The organism is Lactonifactor longoviformis DSM 17459 (assembly GCF_900129135.1).
GTDB lineage: Bacteria > Bacillota > Clostridia > Lachnospirales > Lachnospiraceae > Lactonifactor > Lactonifactor longoviformis.
Window position 1 is genome coordinate 300,916 of record NZ_FQVI01000001.1, and the last position, 19,112, is coordinate 320,027.

Below are 19,112 nucleotides of genomic sequence, written 5' to 3' on the forward strand. Positions count from 1 at the left end.
CTAGCCAATGGCATCTGAATTACGTTCGTTTGTACGTATCCGAACAGCTTCCAGCACATCTGTCACAAAGATTTTGCCGTCTCCGTTTTTGCCTGTTCCTATAGATGCTGCAAGATCCGCCAGAATATCCTCCACTGCCTCATCCTCTACCACAACAAATGCCATAATCTTCGGCAGCAGATTGATATCATCTCCTGTAAAATTCATTTCCGGCAGATACCCTTTCTGCCGTCCGCATCCCATGACCGAATACACCGTCATGCCCTGACAGTTATGCGATGCCAATACTTCCTTTAATCCAATCAATTTTTCCGGTCTTGTTACCACTTCTATTTTTTTCATGTTGTCCCCTCCATTTTTATTCGGTGCCCTCTCCCATCAGTAAGGTATAATATTTATCCATCAGATTGATCTGCTCATCGTCAACCGCTACCAGCCAGCTCTTCTCCGAAAGCTCGTTATATTTTTCAATACAAGGATTTTTATAAAAGTCCTCTGGAAGATATTCCTCGATATACTGCTGCTGAACCATCGGAACCTGTCCCCATTCATCAACATGCATAGCAACAGTCTCCGGACTAATCATATAGTTGATGAATTCCTGTGCCAGTTCCGTATTTTCACAGGTGGAGGTGATGCCCCAGTACTGAATAAATTTCTCATATTTAGAATCAATATCCGCAATTGCAAACTGATCCCAGTATTCGTCGCTCTCAAAGCAAAGTACCGAATAATCCCAGCACAGCGCTACGGAGCATTCTCCGTTTACCAATGGAGACACTGCGCTTTCACTCACAAAAGTCTTTACATTTTTCTTAATTTTTGCCAGAAGATCATTTGCCTCAGAAATCTCCTGTTCACTTGTGGAATTCGGGCTGTATCCGAGCGAGGACAGAGCCGAACCGTAAAGAGAAATAGTAGAGCTTACCAGGGCCACTTGATTTTCCAAGGCAGGATCCGCCAAATCTGTTAAAGAGTCGATCTCGATCGGACATGTCTCTGTATTATAAATGATGGCTGTATATCCGGAATTGGAATCCGGAGTTGTATATTTCATTTCCTCGTCACCGATCGGACCATTTTCCATCAATGCAGGCTCAACATATTCTTCATTTGTAATCGCACTATGATCCATTTCCTGAAGCAATCCGTTCTCTACAAAGGATTTTACATACGCTGCCTCAATATCACACACGTCATACTGATTTCCGCCTTCCACGAGCTTGCTGATCATCGTATCCGTATTGTCGATATAGGTTATATTGACCGTACAGCCGCTTTCTTCTTCAAACTGTTTGATTGCTTCTTCGGAAAAGAGTCCGTCCCAGATGCAGATATTCAACTCTTTCTTTTGTCCTTCTGCATCCGCCGAGCCTGATTCAGAAGAATTGCATCCACTTAAAAATCCGATACTCATGACAGTACTCAAACACAGCGCTGTCACCACTTTACTTTTACTTCTCATAGCAGCTACCTCCTTCACAATGAAAATACATCTAGATAAAAAGATCTCTATAAAAAAACAGCCAAAGGTTATAAGTGTCTCCTTTGACTGATTGTTTTTGCTAATAGCATATTTCATAGATTTGTTCTGCTGCCTCCCGGCTCAGGGAAAGACTGCTGCCATCCGTTAATCCGAATTCTTCCACTGCCTGCTTTGCCATGGGCAAAATCTCCGATTTATCCTCCGCCCCGATTGATCGAAGTGTAAGCGTCAATCCCATTTCCCGATACAAAGCCTCTGTCTCTCCAAGCACAGCTCTGGCAGTTTGCAGTGGATCTTCTCCTTCTATACGAAATACTTCCTTTCCGTACTCGGCAAACATCGGCAATGTTGTTTCATTCAGTATATATTTCATCCAGGCCATATCAATAATCGCCATCCCATGACCATGAGGGACGTGATACCGGTTTGTCAGCTGGTACTCGAGCGCGTGACATGGCCAGGAACTTGCTGTTCCGCAGGCGATAAATCCGTTGATTGCCCAGCTGGCCGCCCACATTAAATTAGCCCGGGCACATTCGTTTTTCGGTTCTTTCACTGCAATAGGCCCATATACGATACATGTCCGCAGGATATTGTTCATCATACCCCGTTGGATATCCGGTATCCTGTCTCCGTTAAAATAATATTCGAAAATGTGAGACATGATATCCGCAACACCCGCCGCCGTATGATAAGCCGGCACTGTGAACGTATAGGTGGGATCCAGAATGGACGCCTTCGGATATAACAGCTCTGAAAACAATTCCGCCTTATCCTTCTCTTTGGCATTACTGATTACCGAGCTGGCGTCCATCTCGGATCCCGTCGCCGCAACGGTGAGGATCGAAACAATCGGAAGCGCTTTTGTGATTAAGCTGTTATCCTTTACAATTTCCCAGGGATCTCCCTCATAAAAGACACCGACTGCAATGGCTTTTGCGCAATCAATGGTGCTTCCTCCTCCGATCGGCAGCAGGACATCAATCTTTTTTCGTCTGCAGATCTCAATCCCTTTTCTTACAGAGTCGATCTGTGGATTCGGTTCAATTCCTGATAGCTCGGAAAAGAAGATTCCGTTTTCCTGCAGCAATCCGACTGCATCATCGTAAATTCCATTCTGTTTGATACTTCCTCCTCCATAGAGCACCAATACCCTGTTACCATATTCTTTTAAGAATTCCGGAAGCATTTGGATCTGCCCTCTACCGAATGCTATTTTGGTCGGAATATGATAAATGAAGTTCTCCATAACCGTACACCTCCTTTAGAAAACAAAAAAGGCGCTCGGGATTCATCCCCTAAGCACCTCTTTGCCGCTTGATTTATTTTACTATAAATTATATATGTCTTTTTGACTATCTTTTTATATCTTCTTAAATGTCCGCAAAGCCTTATTTTATCGGCTCTACGGGCATTTTGCTTTTGTGGTAAACCTCACATATCTAGGTCTATCTTCCTATATTTTCTCTATCAAACATGGTTAAAATCGTGGTAAATACTTTTATGCGATTAGACGCTGAACCTCTGATTTTGCGGTATCTATGGACGCATGAGCATACCAGTTCATTGTGATACTGATGTTTGAATGCCCCATGATATACTGTAAATCTTTTGGGTTCATGTTCTTGCTTGCCAGCCTTGTGCAGAATGTATGGCGTAGCGTATGCGGTGTGATATGTGGCAAGGGATTGTCCTTGTGGTGCTTGTTGTATTTCTTTATCATACGGACAAATAAGGCGTTGTAATCAATCGCAACTTTGGGCTTGCCTTTATGATTGACAAATAGGAAATTGCTCCGTCCGTCTATCACAAATGGTTCTGCCTTTGGGTGTTTCTTCATAACCCGTTGAAATGCCTGTATTGTTTCTCTGCTTAATGGCACTTGCCTTATTCCGCTCTTTGTTTTAGGCGTTTCAATATAATAGCCCTGTTCCTTGCTCTTTAGTAACTGGTGGTCGATAATCACAACTTCATTCTTAAAATCAATATCGGCTACTGTCAGTCCGCACAGTTCCGAGATACGAAGTCCTGTCTTTAACAGTATCAGCACATCATCATAATACTTGTGATACACATTGTCCGTCTTGATGAATGAGAGTAAGGCTTGTTCCTGTTCCTCTGTCAATGCGACTTTCTCTTTGGTATCATTTTCTAGGACTTCACTTAACTTGAAATCAAAAGGGTTTTTCCTTACACAATCGTCTTGTATGGCGATATAGAATGACGCTTTTAACGAGCGTTTATGGTTGTTAATGGTGTTATAGGAAAAGCCTTTGTCTTTCATGCGTAACGCCCATTCCTTAGCGTCAGAGGGTTTTATCGTATCAATGCTCCTAGCACCTAACTTATCCTCTTTCAATAACCGCATGAGTTGTTCCCGTTGTTTCATTGTGCTTTTCTTCACATTTGCCCTTTGTGCGTTCTGTTTGGCATAGAGTTGACAAAGTGTCATTTTCTTGCCTGTGCTGTCGATACCGTCCTCAATATCCCGTCTTATCTGCTGTTCCAGTTCACGAAGTGAGAGTTTTTCCCGTTTTCCCTTTGGTGTCGGGTCTGTGGGTGTCAATCTCCAAGCATACACATATTTTGTGTTTCCAAATGCGTCCACATATTTATATAAGTATTTTCCGTCTGTTCGTTGGCTCTCTCCAGTATGCAGGATACGTCCTTTGTTATCCCGTCTTTTTTCTTTCATGGTGTCTGCTCCTTTCCTTGTTGGAAAGAACCTTGATATGACTTGTGTTCATCATAACACATACAAGGCTCATTTGCATTAGATTGCGTCCAATTTATCAATAACCTGTTCAAACTGTCGGCGTTTAATCTGTATGCGGTTGCCATTCATAATGAGCCAGCCAGCGTCCTTGTTTTCCTCTGCCAATCGTCTTAACTTGTTTTCTCCGATACGGAAATACTTTGACGCTTCTTCAATGGTAAGGGTGTATTTTTCCCATACGGGAATATCGTTGTTATTCATCAGATACCCCCTTTCCCATGTTTCGTGTCATACTGGATATAGGGGATAAGGTCGGTGCGGTTTATCCTCTGTAAATGGGCGGTTAATTTACTGGAAAGGGAATTGCTGTATCTTGCCTTATCAAGCATAGTTCCCACTTTTTCCAGTCCACCTAATGCGTCATGTTCTTCCAAGAAGTAAAAACTTTTGACAGCGGAAATCACGCCACCCTCTGTGAGCCATTGCTGTGTTTCCTCAAGGGAATTTTGCTGTTTTGGTACTTGCAGTTTCAAGACTTCCACAGCCCCTAAAAAGCGTTCCCAAAATCGACACGTTTTCCACCTGCTTTTATTACTTTCGTTTCTGTTTGGCACGACAAAGCGTAGGTTGTTTGCCAGTAGCCCGAAAGCCAGTTCCCCAAGTTCCAGCGGTCTGTCCTTGAATGTCATGGCAAAAGCATGAGCCTTATCATCACGCAGTTGCATTTCTGTCCGTTTCCAACTGCCGACTTCCTCAAGCGTCTTATTATGTTTTGAACAGACTTCTTTATCCTTATCATAAAAGCGGTAGGATAATCCAGATTTTCCAGCACCGATATAAACAGTCTTTGCGGTGTCGAAATCGTCAAACTTGCTTTCATCAAAGTGGTAGCCCTCACTATTGGAGATAAATTCCTCTTTTTCGCATTTCTTCTTTATCTGCTCTATGGTAAAGAATGGCTTTTCGTTTTTGTCATCAATGGCAATATCAAGTCTTGTGAAGTGGAAGTTATCCCGTCCGTATCTTCGCTCACAACGTCGGAACATATCCCCAAAGGTATAATTCCTACTGTCGAGAATACAGAAAATATCATCACAACCTCTGCCAGTCATAACAAGATAACAGCCTAACCCTTGTGGGTTGTCCTCTGTTTTTCTTGCGTCCCCCGATACATAAATATCTCCAATCTGCCAGCGTGCTTGATAGGTTTTGTATTTAATGCTTGCCGGATAGACATTGAAAATGTCAGTCGGTAAACCTAAAATGTGCATGATTACATCTTCAGCGGTTGCCGTATCAAATACAATACTGATGTAATCAATCTTAACGGATAAATTTTTGTGTGCAGTTATAGTGCATTACTCCTTTCGTACTTCCCGTTTTTTTGCGGGGTAAAAATCGTGTTTTTTCCTTTATTTATCACAGTTTCTAGGTACTATGACATGTATGCGCAGGGCGGTGTTACATATACGCCCTTTACGAACGCCTAAAGGCGTTCCCTTTCTTCCTGTGTCTGCCCCGTTCTTAACGCTCACGAGCCTTGTAAGGCTCGTGGCTAAACGGAACAGCCCCAGTCAGAAACCTTATTTTCGGTCTGATAGTCCATGCTTATTCATGCTATCAAAGTGAAAATATATATTTTATATGCTTACTCAAGCGTGTGATTGACCCTAGCGTGCTTAATCACTCTGTCTAATACGATAATAACTCCATTAGAATTACTTGTCAAGAAGTTTTTGTTGACTTTTAGATATAGATTAAGTATGATATGCTTATAAATACCAAGAAAAGCAACGAAAGGAGCGGTTATACTAAGTTATGGAGCATTATGAAAAGAAAATCAGTTTCTTAGGAGAAAACATACAGACCATAAGAAAACACAGAGGAATGAAACAACAGGAACTTGCGGACAAAATCGGTATCAATATGCAGAGCCTTTCCAAGATTGAACGTGGCGTGAATTATCCTACCTTTGATACGTTAGAGAAGATAATGGACGTGCTGGGTGTAACGCCCAATGAATTATTGTCGGGAGAATGGAAGTATATTGACCACACCGAGCCCTATATCATGGATATTATCAAACGGGAACAAGACTTCAATGTTTCCTTAGATTACCTGTCTGAAAATGAATTTTTCGATGATGAAAAAGAATGCACATTTTACAAGGCATATAAACTCATACAGTATATCCATAACTACATTACCAATGAGGTTACGGAGTTGGAAGAACTTATGGAAATCAAGCAGTTGATACAGCGTCAAAAACTGGAACGCATGATAAAAGTGCATAAGGAAATGCGAGGGTTAGACCGATACAGAGAACAGCCCAAAGAGTATAAATACCATGACCCTTATGATGATTGGATATTTCGTCAGCTTGCGGATATAGACAACAGAAACAACATTCCCGACACTTCTCCACAAGTAGACTTCAATGAAGCAGACTATGAAGATTATCTAAAGGCGAAATGGAACAGAGGTCTTTAATTTCCTCTTGCATGGAAGATACAGCAAACAAAAAGCCCAGTAAAGAGTGCAAAGCACCACCAATGGTGGCAAGGCTCTTGACAGGGCTTTTTCTTTTCTGTTGTGGGGTAATCAAGAGGAAGAAAGAAAAAGTGTGCATTTTTGTTCCATAAATGCTAAGGGTATGCTGATTTTTATTGTGGCGGATATATGGAACTGTTATAATATGGATATGAAGAAAGCGACAAATTTGAAAGTGTTAATAATTTTCAAACAGCCTCATTGCATGGAAATAAGAAACAGACTATCCTTAAAGTAGGAGGTGGCACAAATGGCAAATGAAGATAAAAAAGATTTTAATGCTATGTTGCATGATAGTAAGGATATGCCAAAATTTCAAATTATCATAGACCAGAAAAGTATTGAGAAATATGGTGGAAACAAAATGTATTTTGCTCCCCCGATTGACTATGACAAAGTAATGAAAAAAGTTCCGTATGGTAAAGTGATTACGGTTGGAAAAATACGAGAACACTTTGCAAAATTGAGTGGTGCAGATTTTACAGAGCCGATTACAGCGGGTATATTTGTTTCTATTGTAGCGTGGGCGAGTTATCAGCGTTCCGAAGATGAAACACCCTATTGGAGAACATTAAAAGCAAACGGAGAATTAAATGCTAAATATCCAAATGGTATTGAAGCACAGAAAGAAAAATTAGAAGCAGAGGGACATACCATTATTCAAAAGGGGCGTAAAAATATACGATACTATGTAAAGGACTATGAAAATTCTCTTTTTGATTTGAAATAGGCAAATTCTATTTCACAATTTCATATCTCTATACACAAAGCAGTTAGTCTTAGGATTGACTGCTTTTTTCATACCTAAATTTCAGATTGGAGTGATGAAATGGTGTTTGTTAGAGCTGTTCAATAAGATTATCGGTGCATAAAATTTTATTGTGGTGCAGATATGAAAATGATATAATGTGGATATGAAGAAACGGACAAATTAGAATTTGTCGAGCTGGTTAGTTCGAGATAATTTTGAGTTTGTTAAGATGTGGTGCACTTGATGGAATCACAGGTACGACATCATATTATGGAGGATGAAATAGATGATAGGTTTGATTGTTGCGAGGTCAAAGAATAATGTTATAGGCAAGAATGGTAATATACCATGGAAAATAAAGGGAGAACAAAAGCAATTTAGAGAGTTAACAACGGGTAATGTGGTTATTATGGGGCGAAAGTCTTATGAAGAAATCGGTCATCCGTTGCCTAATAGAATGAATATTGTTGTTTCCACCACAACAGAGTATCAAGGAGATAATTTAGTTTCAGTTAAATCATTAGAAGATGCATTATTATTGGCTAAAGGACGAGATGTATACATATCTGGTGGATATGGACTATTTAAGGAAGCTTTGCAAATAGTAGATAAAATGTATATCACAGAAGTAGATTTAAATATTGAAGATGGAGATACATTCTTTCCAGAATTTGATATCAATGATTTTGAAGTTTTGATAGGGGAAACACTTGGTGAGGAAGTGAAATATACGAGAACATTTTATGTAAGGAAAAATGAATTGAGTAGATTTTGGATTTAGGGTGTTTTCATAAATATATTGCTTTTTATGCATATATAAATTGTTGTAAGACAAATTCCAGTTTGACAATTTCATATCCATACACACAAAGCAGTTAGTCTTAGGATTGACTGCTTTTTAAAAAGACACCATTTAGGTGTAATGATGTCTTTTGGGTGTTATTTTATAGGTCATATCAAGGCTCATTCAATCGTGGTAAAATCGTGGTAAAATGAGTTTTTTCTATACTTCAAAATACTTGAAAGTATAGTGTTTATGCGGATAATCGAAAATTAGATATAAAATTTAGTACAAACCTTAGTATTATACCAGAGTCAATAACTACTTTTGTATTTTAATTGATACATAAACCCGTAAACGATGCTCCCCGGAGATTTTTTACACCGCCGCTGCCCGTTCTACTGCCTCATGCACCACATGTAAGGTTTACTTGACATATCAGAAGAGGGTTTTTATAATAGAACCAGGTTAATTTTTACAAGGAGTATGCCAAAATGAAAAACAGGTTAAAAAAACTGAGGGAAGAAAAGGGCCTGACGCAGTCACAGCTGGGGGAAATGGTGGGGGCTTCCCGCCAGGCAATTCATGCCATTGAGACAGAAAAATATGAGCCTTCCATATGGCTGGCATATGATATTGCCCGGATTTTCGGCTGCAGAATTGAAGAAGTTTTTATGTTTGAGGAAAGTGAACGGAAAGCAAGGACAGAAAAAAGCAGGAGGTGCTCTTATGGCCATACGAAGACTGCGGTATGAGAATGACCCAATCCTAAGAAAAAAATGCAGAATCGTGGACTGTGTGGATGACCGCATACGGGAGATCCTTGAGGATATGATGGATACCCTCCATCACACAGAAAATGGGGCTGCCATTGCCGCCCCGCAGGTAGGTATTCTGAAACGTCTGGTTGTAATCCATATGGATGGACAGCAGTATAAGCTTGTCAATCCTGTAATCCTAAAAGAAGAAGGTGTACAGGAGTGTGTGGAGGGCTGTCTCAGTCTCCCGGATCGGTTTGGAAAGACACTTCGTCCCTTACAGGTTACGGTACAGGCGCTGGATGAACAGGGGGAAGAACATATGTATACTGTGTCCGGTGAAATGGCAAAATGTTTTTGCCACGAACTGGATCACCTGGACGGTATTTTGTTTACGGATAAAGTAACTGAATATATCCTTCCGGAATAACAACAGCCCGGGAAGAATACAGAGACGATACTGAACCTAAATGTAACAAGGCTGATTTACGGTGTCCTTAAACACATCTATGGAGGAAGGAAACTTTATGAGAAAACTATTTAAAAATCGTTATGGCCTCGTCCGCTCCGGATGGATTGTTATCATTTGTATGGCATTGTTTTATGCCCTCACCGGTTTGACAAGTACGCTATGCGTAGAGATATTGAGAAAAATATTAGTGTTAACCGGAGATATCAATGACGCAGCTGGCTACATGAGTTCCTTTGCACTTGCAGTAGATGATGCACTGCCTGTTGTGCTGCAGATTTTAATGGAACTTGTAATCATCCTCCTGTCATTATGTGTCTGGAAAATTATGAGGTACCAGTGGAGGGACTTAGGGCTTCGGGATTTTAGGAAAAGGTTTAAAAAGGATGGCGCCACCGGCCTGCTCCTTGGGTTTGGAGCATGTTCGCTTATCTTTTTCATCCTGATCTTAACAAACAGCGTTTGTATTGATTCTGTGAGACCCGCCTTCTCCCCTTCCTTATTTTGGTGGATTGTCACTATGCTGCTGGTAGGGTTTGCGGAAGAACTGTTTTGCCGCGGATTACTTATGTCTGTCCTGCGCAGATCAAACAATATATATCTGATTATGGCACTGCCATCTGTTATTTTTGGCGGGATTCATCTCTTCAATCCCGGTGTGACCGTACTATCCCTGGTGAATATTATACTCGTTGGAATCGTATTTTCTTATTCGTACTACAAATCCGGCAATTTGTGGATGTGCATAGGTTATCATATCACATGGAATATTTTCCAATCTATAGTTTATGGAATGCCGGTCAGCGGGCTGAACATCAGCAGTATTATGACCTCACACTACCCTGCAGCAAACCTGCTGAACGGAGGCGACTTCGGCATAGAGGGAGGGATTCTGACTACATGTGTCAATGTACTGCTGTTTTTGTATCTGCTCTATCGCTACAGAACCTCCACCTATGAGTTTCTGCCTGACCCACATATCAATTCTCAAGGGACTTCAGATTCCCGCAGGGGCTAATAGTTCCCCCTATCATAAGAAAGAGATGGACAGCATTATCTGCGGGTCCATCTCTTTTTATCGAAATTATTAGAAAATGAATAGCTTAGTAAGTAAATAACTGGGTCCAGTAATTTACGCCTTTGGCGTTCTGATAATACCCTACCCCTATGGAAGTAAACTTCTCATTCATAATATTGGCTCTATGTCCGGGACTGTTCATCCAGCCCTTCATTACTTCCTCCGGAGTTTTCTGTCCCCAGGCAATGTTCTCTCCTGCCCCCCGGTAGCTGGCTCCGCTTTCTGTAAGAGCTGTGCTGAAGCTGCTTCCGTTTGGTCTTGTATGAGAGAAGGATGTCTCAATCTCTCTGGCCCTTACCTGCGCTGCAGATACTGCTTTTTCATCTATTGAGAGAGGAGAGAGACCTTCTTTGGCCCGCTCCTGATTCACCAAATCAACAACCTGGCGGGCAAAAGACGTGTCCTCATCGGCATTGTCATCTCCAGGCTGATCTTCCCCTGGCACATCCGGCTGTTCCGTATCCGGCATATCCGGAAGCTCTGTGTCCGGTGTGTCGGGAAGTTCGGTATCCGGTTCCTCCGGAAGCTCGGTGTCAGGCAGATCCGGCTGTTCCGTATCTGGTTCTTCCGGAAGCTCGGTGTCAGGTCCCTCTGGCTGCTCCGTATCCGGTTCCCCCGGCAGACCTGGTATCTCAGGAAAATTGCAGTCCGGTAAGCCGGGTATGATAATGCCTGGAAGATTTAATTCCGGGCAGTCTGCCAGCTGGCCTGTGCCAATTACGATTACACCCTTCCCATTGAGCTGCTGGGATATCATATCTTCTGAGCCGGAAGCGTATACAGGCAAACTACTTCCCGCTACAGCTATTGCAGTTGCTAAAATAGATAATGAATGTTTAAACATGTTGTCCTCCTTGTGTTACATATTGATTATGTAAATATTACATTTTTGTTACATTCATTATATTAGCACAGTCTAACCACAATAGAAACAAGCAATTCCTGGTAATTCCCCTTACGCGAGAGAGGACAGTACAGCCGCCTTAGTAAGAATTCCTTCCAGATGCCCCACAGCGTCTACCACTGCAATTGGGTATCGGGTGCGTGCCGCCACAGGAAGAATATCTCTCACCGTAGTATCCGCAGTTGTTGTCTTCGCCTCCTGCCACTGTATTTCTTCCAAAGACTGGTGCCGCTGCCTTCCTCTGACTGCTGCCTCAATGGTAAGGATCCCTTTCAGGCGTTCTTCTTCGTCTACCAGATAGGCAGTCGAATTCCCCTCCCTCTGCATGAGGTAAATAGCAAAATCCAGACTGTCTCTCTTGCTCACCACACAGGAGGGCGCTGCCATCACATGCCCCACTGTCAGCACCTTTGCCTTATCCGCGCTCTCTACAAATTCTTTTACATAATCATCGGCAGGTTCCGCGCTCATCTCTTCCGGAGTTCCAACCTGAACCAGCCTTCCGTCCCGCATAATAGCCACTCTGTCACCTAGTTTAAATGCCTCATTAATATCATGAGTGATAAAAACCACTGTTTTCTGCAGCTTCTTCTGCAGAGACAAAAGCTCAAACTGCATATCCTTCCGAACCAAAGGATCCAGAGCGGAAAATGGTTCATCCATGAGCAGAATCTCCGGATCATTGGCCAGAGCCCTGGCAATCCCCACCCTCTGCTTCATCCCTCCGGACAGACTCTGAATGGGTGTATGTTCCTGTCCCTTAAGGCCTACCAGCTGTATCATATCTGCTGCTGTCTCTTCCCTCTTACTTTTTGACATACCTCTCGTCTCCAGTCCGTATGCCACATTTCCCAGCACATCCCTGTGAGACATGAGCCCAAAATTCTGAAATACCATAGAGATCTTTTCTCTCCGGTAGTCCAGAAGCTCTCTCTTACTGAATCCGGCTATATTCCGGCCGTTAAAAATTATTTCACCGCTGGTAGGTCGATGGAGAAGATTCAGCATGCGCACCAGAGTGGATTTTCCGCATCCGGAAAGTCCGATAATAACGAATATCTCTCCTTTCTGTACTTCGAAGTTCACGTCCCACAGTCCCAAGGTAACCTCTGTCTTCTCATAGATGCTGTTTTTTTCCTCTCCTCTCTCAGCCATCCTGAATGCCTCTGATTTATTCATTCCGTAGAATTTTGTCAGGTGCCTGATTCGGAGCATCCGTTCTGTATTCTGCCCAGCCTTATTTTCCATTTCTCTCCTCCTCGCCCTTCCTCAGACATCCCTGGGTCATACGATCCATGAGTATCGCTACAATTACTACTGCAATGCCGGCCAAAAGTCCTCTTCCTATCTCAATCCGGTTCACACTGATAAGTACTTCCATCCCCAGACCGGAAGCACCAATCATAGAGCAGGTAACTACCATGGACATGGCCATCATCAGTGTCTGATTGACACCAGTCAGAATCGTAGGCATTGCCTGTGGAATCTGTACTTTCCACAGACACTGCAGCCAGGTAGATCCAAAGGACCTGGCTGCCTCCACCACCTCGGGCTCTACCTGACGGATCCCGTGGCTGGTAAGGCGTATTACTGGAACCACTGCGTACACTGTGGTAGCGATGACCGCAGGTGCTCTTCCCAGCCCGAAAAACAAGACTGCCGGTATGAGATAGACAAACACAGGCATGGTCTGCATCGTATCCAAGATCGGACGCAGAATCCGATTCGCTCTTTCACTGCCTGAGATAAGAATGCCGATAGGAAGTCCTGCTGCCAATGAAATGACAACTGATGCAATCACAATGGCTAAAGTCTCATACATCATCGCCCACAGCCCTATCATTCCTACAATGAAAAGAAGAATACTATAGAGAATTCCCGTTTTTATCTTTCCTCCGATTTTCCATCCACCTAAGAAGACAAGGAAAATCATAAGCCACCAGGGAATCAGTCCCAGAATGCCATGGATTCCCCCAATCATCCCATCCAGCCCATCCCGGATCCCATTGAAAAAACCGCTGAAGTGTGCGGCAAAAGCCTTTACGGCACTGTCAAAGTCTTCGGTATGTATAGGCAGTTCAAAGGGAAACTCAAGAAAATAATTTTTTCTGACTTTTTGAATCCCCAATGCGCCTTTTACCGCATCAGCTTTTTCTTTGTCCGGCAGCCACTGTTCAATCAGATCTTCATGCTCTGTGAGAAACCATTTTGCCGCAGCAGTATAGTCATTCCCTGTCTCCTGCATATATGCCAGAGCCTCGCTGGTTAATTTGCTGGAAGTGTGATAATTCTCCAGGAAACTGCAGAATTCCGGATTTGACTGTGCAAATGTATTGCTCACCGCAATGGTAACATTTACTGCAGGGCACTCTGTCTTTCCCTCCCGGAACTGCTCCTCATCCACGTATGCTTTGTCCTCCAGCAGTACCAGATCACATTTCCCCGTCAGCCACGTTGGCTCCCAGTAATATCCTACGATCGGTTCCCCCTTTTCATAGGCAGAGGTAAAGGCTGCAGATAATGCAGAATCTGAACCCGGCTGAAAGTAATTGTATAAGCTGTCCAGGCCATTATAGCTTACCTTTTTTCTCATAGTCTCATTAATCTCCCATCCCGGGATTCCCCCATAAATCCTTCCCTTGCCTGGATTCTCCTGATCCGTAAAAATGTCCGCATACTTTTCCAGATCCTGTACTGTCTTCAAATCAGGGGCAGCCGCTTCAATTCCTCTGGAGGGATCCCCCTCAATTACGTATCTGGGCACATAAAACCCTTGTTTGTCGTCATCATAATTGGATCCTAATTCCTGAAACGTCCCTGCCTTTAAGTCTTTTTCATAAGAAGAGATATTATCTGTCCACTCTTCCATGCTCACATCAATCTCGCCCTTGTTCAGGGCCTCATGCATAATCGGCGTAGACCCCGGCGTCTCTGTCCAGGTATACCCATACGCAGACTCTGCAATCAGTCCCGCCACAGCGTTATGAAAGCGTACACTGTCCCATCCCACATCGGCAAACGCTATTTCCTTCTTTTCTGTCGTCCTGCATCCCCCGAGCAAGAGACAAAAAGCCGCAAAAAATAGCAGCAGGAACCTGTAATTTCCCCTCTGCTTCATAAGATTTCACTCCTTCTCTATTAAGAATTGACTTTTCTAAATTATAACATTCTACCGGGGGGAGATGTGTGAAGTATGCGTTAAGAAATTAGAGACTTCACATTCACGGTACATGAAGGGGGAAGTTTTAGAGTTATAGGTTTTTCATCTTGCTTATCAGAAAAAAGCCAAATTTCCCCTTGCAGATCATGTTAGAATATGGTACAATTATTTTCGGTTCGGAATGAACATGCCGGCGTGTCGGAATGGCAGACGAGGCAGACTCAAAATCTGTTGTGGGCAACCACGTATGGGTTCAAGTCCCATTGCCGGCAGTATTAAGTCCAGTATTCACTGAGAATACTGGACTCTTTTTTTGTGTGAAATCAGACGTATCAGCACTCGTAAGATTACGGGGAGGATTATATCTAAGGCTCCTTATTTACCTGCCGGACATCTTAAGGAAATAGGTGGGTTGACGCCCCGGTAGTCAAAAGCGTTGAGGCTGCAGATACAGCACACGTGAGGGCCGATACCGTGACTTTGGCCGGATCTATGATTCCCGCCTCCATCAAATTTCTGTACTCTCCCGCCCCCGCGTCAAACCCATATGCCGCCGGAAGAGTTTTTACCTTTGCCAGAACCTCTGTTCCGTGAAATCCGGCGTTTTCGGCAATCAGCCGCAGAGGGCCCTCCAGAGCCCGGCTCACGATATAGGCACCGGTTCTTCGGTCACCTTCCAGCGTTTCAGCAAATTCCTTCACTTTAGGGATAGATTTTACTAAAACAGTGCCCCCGCCTGGTATCATTCCTTCTGCCGCAGCTGCTTTTGCCGCATTCACAGCATCGTCAATCCGCATCTTGCACTCTTTCATCTCCACTTCTGTAGTTCCCCCAACATCAATAAGGGCAATTCCCCCGACGAACCGGGCCAGGCGTTCTTTATACCGTTCTTTTTTAAATGCATACGCTGTATCTTCCGATCTCATCCGGAGCTCATTGATACGAAACTGAATTTTCTCTTTGCTTCCCCCTCCCCCGGCAATCACGGTTTTCTGTGAATCTATAGTGACCGAGTCGGCGCTTCCCAGCATGTCCAGGGTTGTTTCTTCTATCTTATAAGAAGATTTGGTGATTACGGTTCCTCCGGTCAATACCGCAATGTCTTCCATGGTTTCCTGACGTCCCTCCCCGTATTCCGGAGGCATGACGGCGGCCACATCCAGGATCCCTTTAGCCCTGTTTAATACCAGAGTGTCCAGTGCCTCTCCCTGAAGCTTTTCGGCAAGGATCAGCAGCGGCCGGGGCTGCTCCAGATTCAGCACTTCTTCCAGAATAGGCACCAGCTCCTCAATCTCCGATATTTCGTAATCGGTAAGCAGAAGCAGGGGGTGGTCCAAACGGATTTGTGTTTCTCCTTCTTTTAGAAAGCTGTTTGTCACCAGACGGCGGCTGAACTGCATCCCCTGAGCAACGGTCAGGACTGTCTCCAGTTTACTGCCCTCGGAAACGGTGATTACTCCGTATTCTCCTATTTGCTCCATGGCGTCAGCGATCATGCTGCCCGCCGCAGGATCCTGGCAGGCGGCTGCCGCTACCTGGGCCATTGCCGCCTTGTCCTCCATGGGCACAGCCGCTTTTTTTATTTCCTCTGTCACAAGGTCTGCAGCTGCCTGAATCCCCTTTCTCAATTCTATGGGGTTGGCTCCCGCCGCTATATTTCTCAGACTTTCATGAACAATACATTGGGCCAGCACAAGAGTTGTAGTAGTTCCGTCTCCGGCACCCTCCTTCGTCTTTTGGGCGGCCTGTTTTATAATCTGCGCACCCATATTCTCAAAAGGGTCGGGAAGCTCCACTGCCTCCGCGATTGCGGCACCGTCATTGGTAATCAGACAGCCGGACGGTTCCCTGCCGATCAGGACATTCCGTCCTTTGGGACCCAGCGTTACTTTTACGGTATCGGCCAGTTTATCTGCTCCGGCGGCAAGCTTCTCCAATGCGCCTGCACCGTGTGTCATTGTTTTTACCATCGTATCCTCCTCCCACAGTATGTCCCTATTCAGACCAGAACCGCATGCTCATAAATCAAGTCTATCGCCTTTCGCCTCAGAAGATCTTTTTTAAGAAGTCCGTAGTCATCCCCGTAAAACATCCGGGCCATCTCAGGTGTGACTTCCAGTCTTTTGGCAGAAGCCAGTCCTTCTTTCTCCAGCTCTTCCCGGGAGACCTCCAGATGTTCCGCTTCAATAACAGCCTGCAGCAGCAATTCTGTCTTTACCGAACAATAGGCTTCCACCCGAAGAGACTCCAGTGCAGCATAAAAAGACTCCGGGAATCCATAAAACGGTTTGCCCTCAGCCATGTACTCATACCGGATCCTTTGTTTCGCAGTCTGGACCAGAGCGGTATATTCCCTTTCCACCTGCTCGTTGGGCACGTGGATGTTACTTTGTTCTGCGGCCTTTTCCAAAAGCGCCTCTTTTATCTGCTGTTCATCCAGACCGCTCCGCTCCAGCCTTATCTGCAAATATTTAAGTTCTCTTACTTCGTCTAAGCATTGCATGCGCTATTCCCCCTCTGTATTTTAATTAAAGTGAATGCCGATTCTCTAAAGTTTCAAGGACAAGTACTATATTGACATTTCACTCAAATACTTTTATATTAAAGAAAAAGTGTACTTTACCTTTCCCCGCATAAGAGTATCATTAGGAACTCACTGATTTGTAAAGAGGAGGATGATATGAACGATACCAAGATCCCCTGGCGTGAGCTATATGATTTCTGTCTGCATTGCGGAAGCTTCCATGATCAGAGACAGTTTGCCATTGAGATTATGACCGGCCTGCGGGAATACTGCCGCTTTGACAAGGGACTTATCTACTTTTTTGACTCTAACGGGAAGGTCTATGATCAGTATTTGTTCAATACAGACAGCCACTGGTCTACCCTTTACCTGGAATACTATTCAAAATTGCCGGAAAACAAGCGCTACTCCATTTACACCCCCTACCTAACGAATGAGGCAGATTCCGAGATTTCTCTTGTGTCCTGGAAGGAGGAGAGCGCAAAAGAATTTATCCCTGATTTTATACGTCCCCGGGGGCTCACCTATACCTTGGGCTATGCTTTTCAGGACCTGAACGGACACGTTAGAGTTCTCTCCTGTCTTGATAAGACAACGAACGAAAACTTTCTGCCGTCAGAGATTGCATTTATCAAGCTGGCAGTTCCCCAGTTTAAAAATATGTACAAAAACTTCTTCAGCTATCAGATGCAGGATACCGATATCAGCAAGATAGACTGGAAGTCCACAAAGCTAACTCCCAGGGAAATAGAGATCGCTACTCTGCTGTGCAATGGAATGTCCCCTGCCCACATCAGCACGACTCTCAGTGTCACCCGGGCAACTGTGCAAAAGCACATCTCACACATCTACGCCAAGCTTCATGTATCTTCCCAGAGGGAACTGCTTGCCCGGCTTTTAGGATAGAAGTCCCCAGGGCAGACGGCTGTATGCCTGCCCTGGGGTGTTTATCCCGGGGTTAGAATTTTTCTAATGCATTCATAAACTTATCCAATTCCTCCGGATCCATATGCCAGCCATGCTTGTCTTCCGGATATGCCCCTGTACGCACATCATTCGCCCACATCGCATATGCGGTGGCTGCAAATTCCATAAAGTTCGCATAGGTCTTGGCATGGGATGCTGCAGACGGCATCATACCGAAGGTATCCATATCCACCATCTCAGATCCGTCGCACGCCGCACCGCCGGCGATAGACACTACGGGAACGCGCAGTTTCTTTGCTATGGCAGCACTGACCTCGATGGGCGTCAGCTCAACAGTCATTCCGCCCATCCCATTTTCCTGATATTCATACCCCATCTTAAAAACTCTCAGAGCATCCTCTGCTGTCTTACCCAGCTTTGAATAGCCGGTAGCATTGGTCTGCCATCCCGAGATCGCTCCGATATGGCCGTATACAGGGACATAATTATCTGTCATGTATCGCAGTGTCTCATTGCTGATACCCATGGGCAGCATAGAATCTGCCCCTGCAACCACATATTCCGATCCATAGGAAAGAGCCTTCTCTTTTGACGCGTACGTAGGCGTGGGCATATAGAAGTTAATATGGAGTCTCTGTGCTACCGCCCGGTAGGATTTAATAGTGGGAATTGCGCTGTCAATAGAATCCTGCTGGGTATCGGCAAACCAGGACGGCGTGCGGAGAATATCACAGTCAGCGACCTCCGCCGCCAATGCAAACATAGGACCCAGGGCTGCCGGGCACATCTGGACAATCTTTTCCCCTTTATCCTTCTTTTTCTGCAGATACGCGAGATTTTTTCTGGCTTTTCTTACCGTAGACATGTGAATACCCTTCTGGGCTTCTTTTTGTTCCTCCTCAGAAACTACTACTTTGTTTTCTTCCATGTAACTGTTCCCCTTTCACATTTGAATTTGCTTTGCCTCATGTACCGTATTCCAATTTCTTTCCCCGCAGCTTCGGGTAA

At 44.2% G+C, this 19,112-nt stretch carries 19 protein-coding genes and 1 tRNA gene; 8 read left to right on the top strand and 12 right to left on the bottom strand.

Annotated elements, in window-relative coordinates:
• The 6 genes from BUA56_RS01300 to BUA56_RS01325 form a co-directional block, all read right to left on the bottom strand.
• Positions 1–342, bottom strand: coding sequence for a P-II family nitrogen regulator (locus tag BUA56_RS01300; protein ID WP_072848423.1), 342 nt, complete (start codon positions 340–342; stop codon positions 1–3).
• Between the two features lie 16 nt (positions 343–358).
• Positions 359–1,465, bottom strand: a complete 1,107-nt coding sequence (locus BUA56_RS01305; protein WP_158640964.1) for an ABC transporter substrate-binding protein — start codon at positions 1,463–1,465, stop codon at positions 359–361.
• A 100-nt stretch (positions 1,466–1,565) separates the two neighbouring features.
• Positions 1,566–2,735: an iron-containing alcohol dehydrogenase gene (locus tag BUA56_RS01310; RefSeq protein WP_072848427.1), complete on the bottom strand. Its 1,170-nt coding sequence runs from the start codon at positions 2,733–2,735 to the stop codon at positions 1,566–1,568.
• Between the two features lie 252 nt (positions 2,736–2,987).
• Positions 2,988–4,181: a tyrosine-type recombinase/integrase gene (locus tag BUA56_RS01315; protein WP_021425046.1), complete on the bottom strand. Its 1,194-nt coding sequence runs from the start codon at positions 4,179–4,181 to the stop codon at positions 2,988–2,990.
• A 78-nt stretch (positions 4,182–4,259) separates the two neighbouring features.
• A complete protein-coding gene (locus BUA56_RS01320) occupies positions 4,260–4,463 on the bottom strand; it encodes an excisionase (protein ID WP_002607397.1) in 204 nt (67 codons plus the stop codon).
• Positions 4,463–5,524: a replication initiation factor domain-containing protein gene (locus tag BUA56_RS01325; protein WP_272897751.1), complete on the bottom strand. Its 1,062-nt coding sequence runs from the start codon at positions 5,522–5,524 to the stop codon at positions 4,463–4,465. Before BUA56_RS01325 ends, BUA56_RS01320 begins: the two co-directional genes overlap by 1 nt.
• A gap of 496 nt (positions 5,525–6,020) precedes the next feature.
• On the opposite strand from BUA56_RS01325, the gene BUA56_RS01330 reads away from it, so the two are divergent.
• The 6 genes from BUA56_RS01330 (at position 6,021) to BUA56_RS01360 (ending at position 10,529) form a co-directional block, all read left to right on the top strand.
• Positions 6,021–6,692, top strand: a complete 672-nt coding sequence (locus tag BUA56_RS01330; protein ID WP_002322214.1) for a helix-turn-helix domain-containing protein — start codon at positions 6,021–6,023, stop codon at positions 6,690–6,692.
• A gap of 310 nt (positions 6,693–7,002) precedes the next feature.
• On the top strand, positions 7,003–7,482 hold the full coding sequence (locus BUA56_RS01340; protein ID WP_002322212.1) for an MGMT family protein: 480 nt from the start codon (positions 7,003–7,005) through the stop codon (positions 7,480–7,482).
• A gap of 307 nt (positions 7,483–7,789) precedes the next feature.
• Positions 7,790–8,284: a trimethoprim-resistant dihydrofolate reductase DfrF gene (gene dfrF / locus BUA56_RS01345; RefSeq protein WP_002322211.1), complete on the top strand. Its 495-nt coding sequence runs from the start codon at positions 7,790–7,792 to the stop codon at positions 8,282–8,284.
• A gap of 494 nt (positions 8,285–8,778) precedes the next feature.
• Positions 8,779–9,039, top strand: coding sequence for a helix-turn-helix transcriptional regulator (locus tag BUA56_RS01350; RefSeq protein ID WP_072848431.1), 261 nt, complete (start codon positions 8,779–8,781; stop codon positions 9,037–9,039).
• Positions 9,014–9,472 carry a peptide deformylase gene (gene def, locus BUA56_RS01355; RefSeq protein WP_072848433.1) on the top strand — a complete coding sequence of 153 codons (459 nt, stop codon included), beginning with the start codon at positions 9,014–9,016 and terminating at the stop codon, positions 9,470–9,472. The genes BUA56_RS01350 and def overlap by 26 nt, the downstream gene beginning before the upstream one ends.
• A 97-nt stretch (positions 9,473–9,569) precedes the next feature.
• The gene (locus BUA56_RS01360) at positions 9,570–10,529 is read left to right on the top strand and encodes a CPBP family intramembrane glutamic endopeptidase (protein ID WP_072848435.1); all 960 of its coding nucleotides are present in this window, start codon (positions 9,570–9,572) and stop codon (positions 10,527–10,529) included.
• Between the two features lie 85 nt (positions 10,530–10,614).
• On the opposite strand, the gene BUA56_RS01365 is transcribed toward BUA56_RS01360, so the two are convergent.
• From BUA56_RS01365 to BUA56_RS01375, 3 genes are all read right to left on the bottom strand, one after another.
• On the bottom strand, positions 10,615–11,433 hold the full coding sequence (locus BUA56_RS01365; protein WP_072848437.1) for a CAP domain-containing protein: 819 nt from the start codon (positions 11,431–11,433) through the stop codon (positions 10,615–10,617).
• Between the two features lie 111 nt (positions 11,434–11,544).
• Positions 11,545–12,741 (bottom strand): quaternary amine ABC transporter ATP-binding protein, encoded by a 1,197-nt coding sequence (locus BUA56_RS01370; protein ID WP_072848439.1) that lies wholly within the window; start codon positions 12,739–12,741, stop codon positions 11,545–11,547.
• The gene (locus BUA56_RS01375; protein WP_072848441.1) at positions 12,731–14,611 is read right to left on the bottom strand and encodes a glycine betaine ABC transporter substrate-binding protein; all 1,881 of its coding nucleotides are present in this window, start codon (positions 14,609–14,611) and stop codon (positions 12,731–12,733) included. The genes BUA56_RS01370 and BUA56_RS01375 overlap by 11 nt, the downstream gene beginning before the upstream one ends.
• Positions 14,612–14,842: 231 nt before the next feature.
• Here BUA56_RS01375 and BUA56_RS01380 point away from each other — a divergent pair.
• Positions 14,843–14,925: transfer RNA gene (locus tag BUA56_RS01380), tRNA-Leu, on the top strand.
• 123 nt (positions 14,926–15,048) lie between these two features.
• On the opposite strand, the gene groEL is transcribed toward BUA56_RS01380, so the two are convergent.
• Entirely contained in the window at positions 15,049–16,623 is a 1,575-nt protein-coding gene (gene groEL / locus BUA56_RS01385; protein WP_084067551.1) for a chaperonin GroEL, read from the bottom strand.
• Between the two features lie 29 nt (positions 16,624–16,652).
• The gene (locus BUA56_RS01390) at positions 16,653–17,156 is read right to left on the bottom strand and encodes a trigger factor (RefSeq protein ID WP_072848443.1); all 504 of its coding nucleotides are present in this window, start codon (positions 17,154–17,156) and stop codon (positions 16,653–16,655) included.
• A 177-nt stretch (positions 17,157–17,333) separates the two neighbouring features.
• Between BUA56_RS01390 and BUA56_RS01395 the strand changes: the two genes are divergently transcribed.
• Positions 17,334–18,083: a helix-turn-helix transcriptional regulator gene (locus tag BUA56_RS01395; protein WP_072848445.1), complete on the top strand. Its 750-nt coding sequence runs from the start codon at positions 17,334–17,336 to the stop codon at positions 18,081–18,083.
• 52 nt (positions 18,084–18,135) lie between these two features.
• Here the strand turns inward: BUA56_RS01395 and BUA56_RS01400 are convergent, their stop codons facing one another.
• Entirely contained in the window at positions 18,136–19,032 is an 897-nt protein-coding gene (locus BUA56_RS01400; protein WP_072848447.1) for a 3-methyl-2-oxobutanoate hydroxymethyltransferase, read from the bottom strand.
• Positions 19,033–19,112: the final 80 nt, after the last annotated feature.

Excerpts from the sequence above, each read along its gene's own strand:
- BUA56_RS01300 (WP_072848423.1), bottom strand. The coding sequence starts at position 342 with ATGAAAAAAATAGAAGTGGTAACAAGACCGGAAAAATTGATTGGATTA.
- BUA56_RS01305 (WP_158640964.1), bottom strand. The coding sequence starts at position 1,465 with ATGAGAAGTAAAAGTAAAGTGGTGACAGCGCTGTGTTTGAGTACTGTC.
- BUA56_RS01310 (WP_072848427.1), bottom strand. The coding sequence starts at position 2,735 with ATGGAGAACTTCATTTATCATATTCCGACCAAAATAGCATTCGGTAGA.
- BUA56_RS01315 (WP_021425046.1), bottom strand. The coding sequence starts at position 4,181 with ATGAAAGAAAAAAGACGGGATAACAAAGGACGTATCCTGCATACTGGA.
- BUA56_RS01320 (WP_002607397.1), bottom strand. The coding sequence starts at position 4,463 with ATGAATAACAACGATATTCCCGTATGGGAAAAATACACCCTTACCATT.
- BUA56_RS01330 (WP_002322214.1), top strand. The coding sequence starts at position 6,021 with ATGGAGCATTATGAAAAGAAAATCAGTTTCTTAGGAGAAAACATACAG.
- BUA56_RS01340 (WP_002322212.1), top strand. The coding sequence starts at position 7,003 with ATGGCAAATGAAGATAAAAAAGATTTTAATGCTATGTTGCATGATAGT.
- dfrF (WP_002322211.1), top strand. The coding sequence starts at position 7,790 with ATGATAGGTTTGATTGTTGCGAGGTCAAAGAATAATGTTATAGGCAAG.
- BUA56_RS01350 (WP_072848431.1), top strand. The coding sequence starts at position 8,779 with ATGAAAAACAGGTTAAAAAAACTGAGGGAAGAAAAGGGCCTGACGCAG.
- def (WP_072848433.1), top strand. The coding sequence starts at position 9,014 with ATGGCCATACGAAGACTGCGGTATGAGAATGACCCAATCCTAAGAAAA.
- BUA56_RS01360 (WP_072848435.1), top strand. The coding sequence starts at position 9,570 with ATGAGAAAACTATTTAAAAATCGTTATGGCCTCGTCCGCTCCGGATGG.
- BUA56_RS01365 (WP_072848437.1), bottom strand. The coding sequence starts at position 11,433 with ATGTTTAAACATTCATTATCTATTTTAGCAACTGCAATAGCTGTAGCG.
- BUA56_RS01370 (WP_072848439.1), bottom strand. The coding sequence starts at position 12,741 with ATGGAAAATAAGGCTGGGCAGAATACAGAACGGATGCTCCGAATCAGG.
- BUA56_RS01375 (WP_072848441.1), bottom strand. The coding sequence starts at position 14,611 with ATGAAGCAGAGGGGAAATTACAGGTTCCTGCTGCTATTTTTTGCGGCT.
- groEL (WP_084067551.1), bottom strand. The coding sequence starts at position 16,623 with ATGGTAAAAACAATGACACACGGTGCAGGCGCATTGGAGAAGCTTGCC.
- BUA56_RS01390 (WP_072848443.1), bottom strand. The coding sequence starts at position 17,156 with ATGCAATGCTTAGACGAAGTAAGAGAACTTAAATATTTGCAGATAAGG.
- BUA56_RS01395 (WP_072848445.1), top strand. The coding sequence starts at position 17,334 with ATGAACGATACCAAGATCCCCTGGCGTGAGCTATATGATTTCTGTCTG.
- BUA56_RS01400 (WP_072848447.1), bottom strand. The coding sequence starts at position 19,032 with ATGGAAGAAAACAAAGTAGTAGTTTCTGAGGAGGAACAAAAAGAAGCC.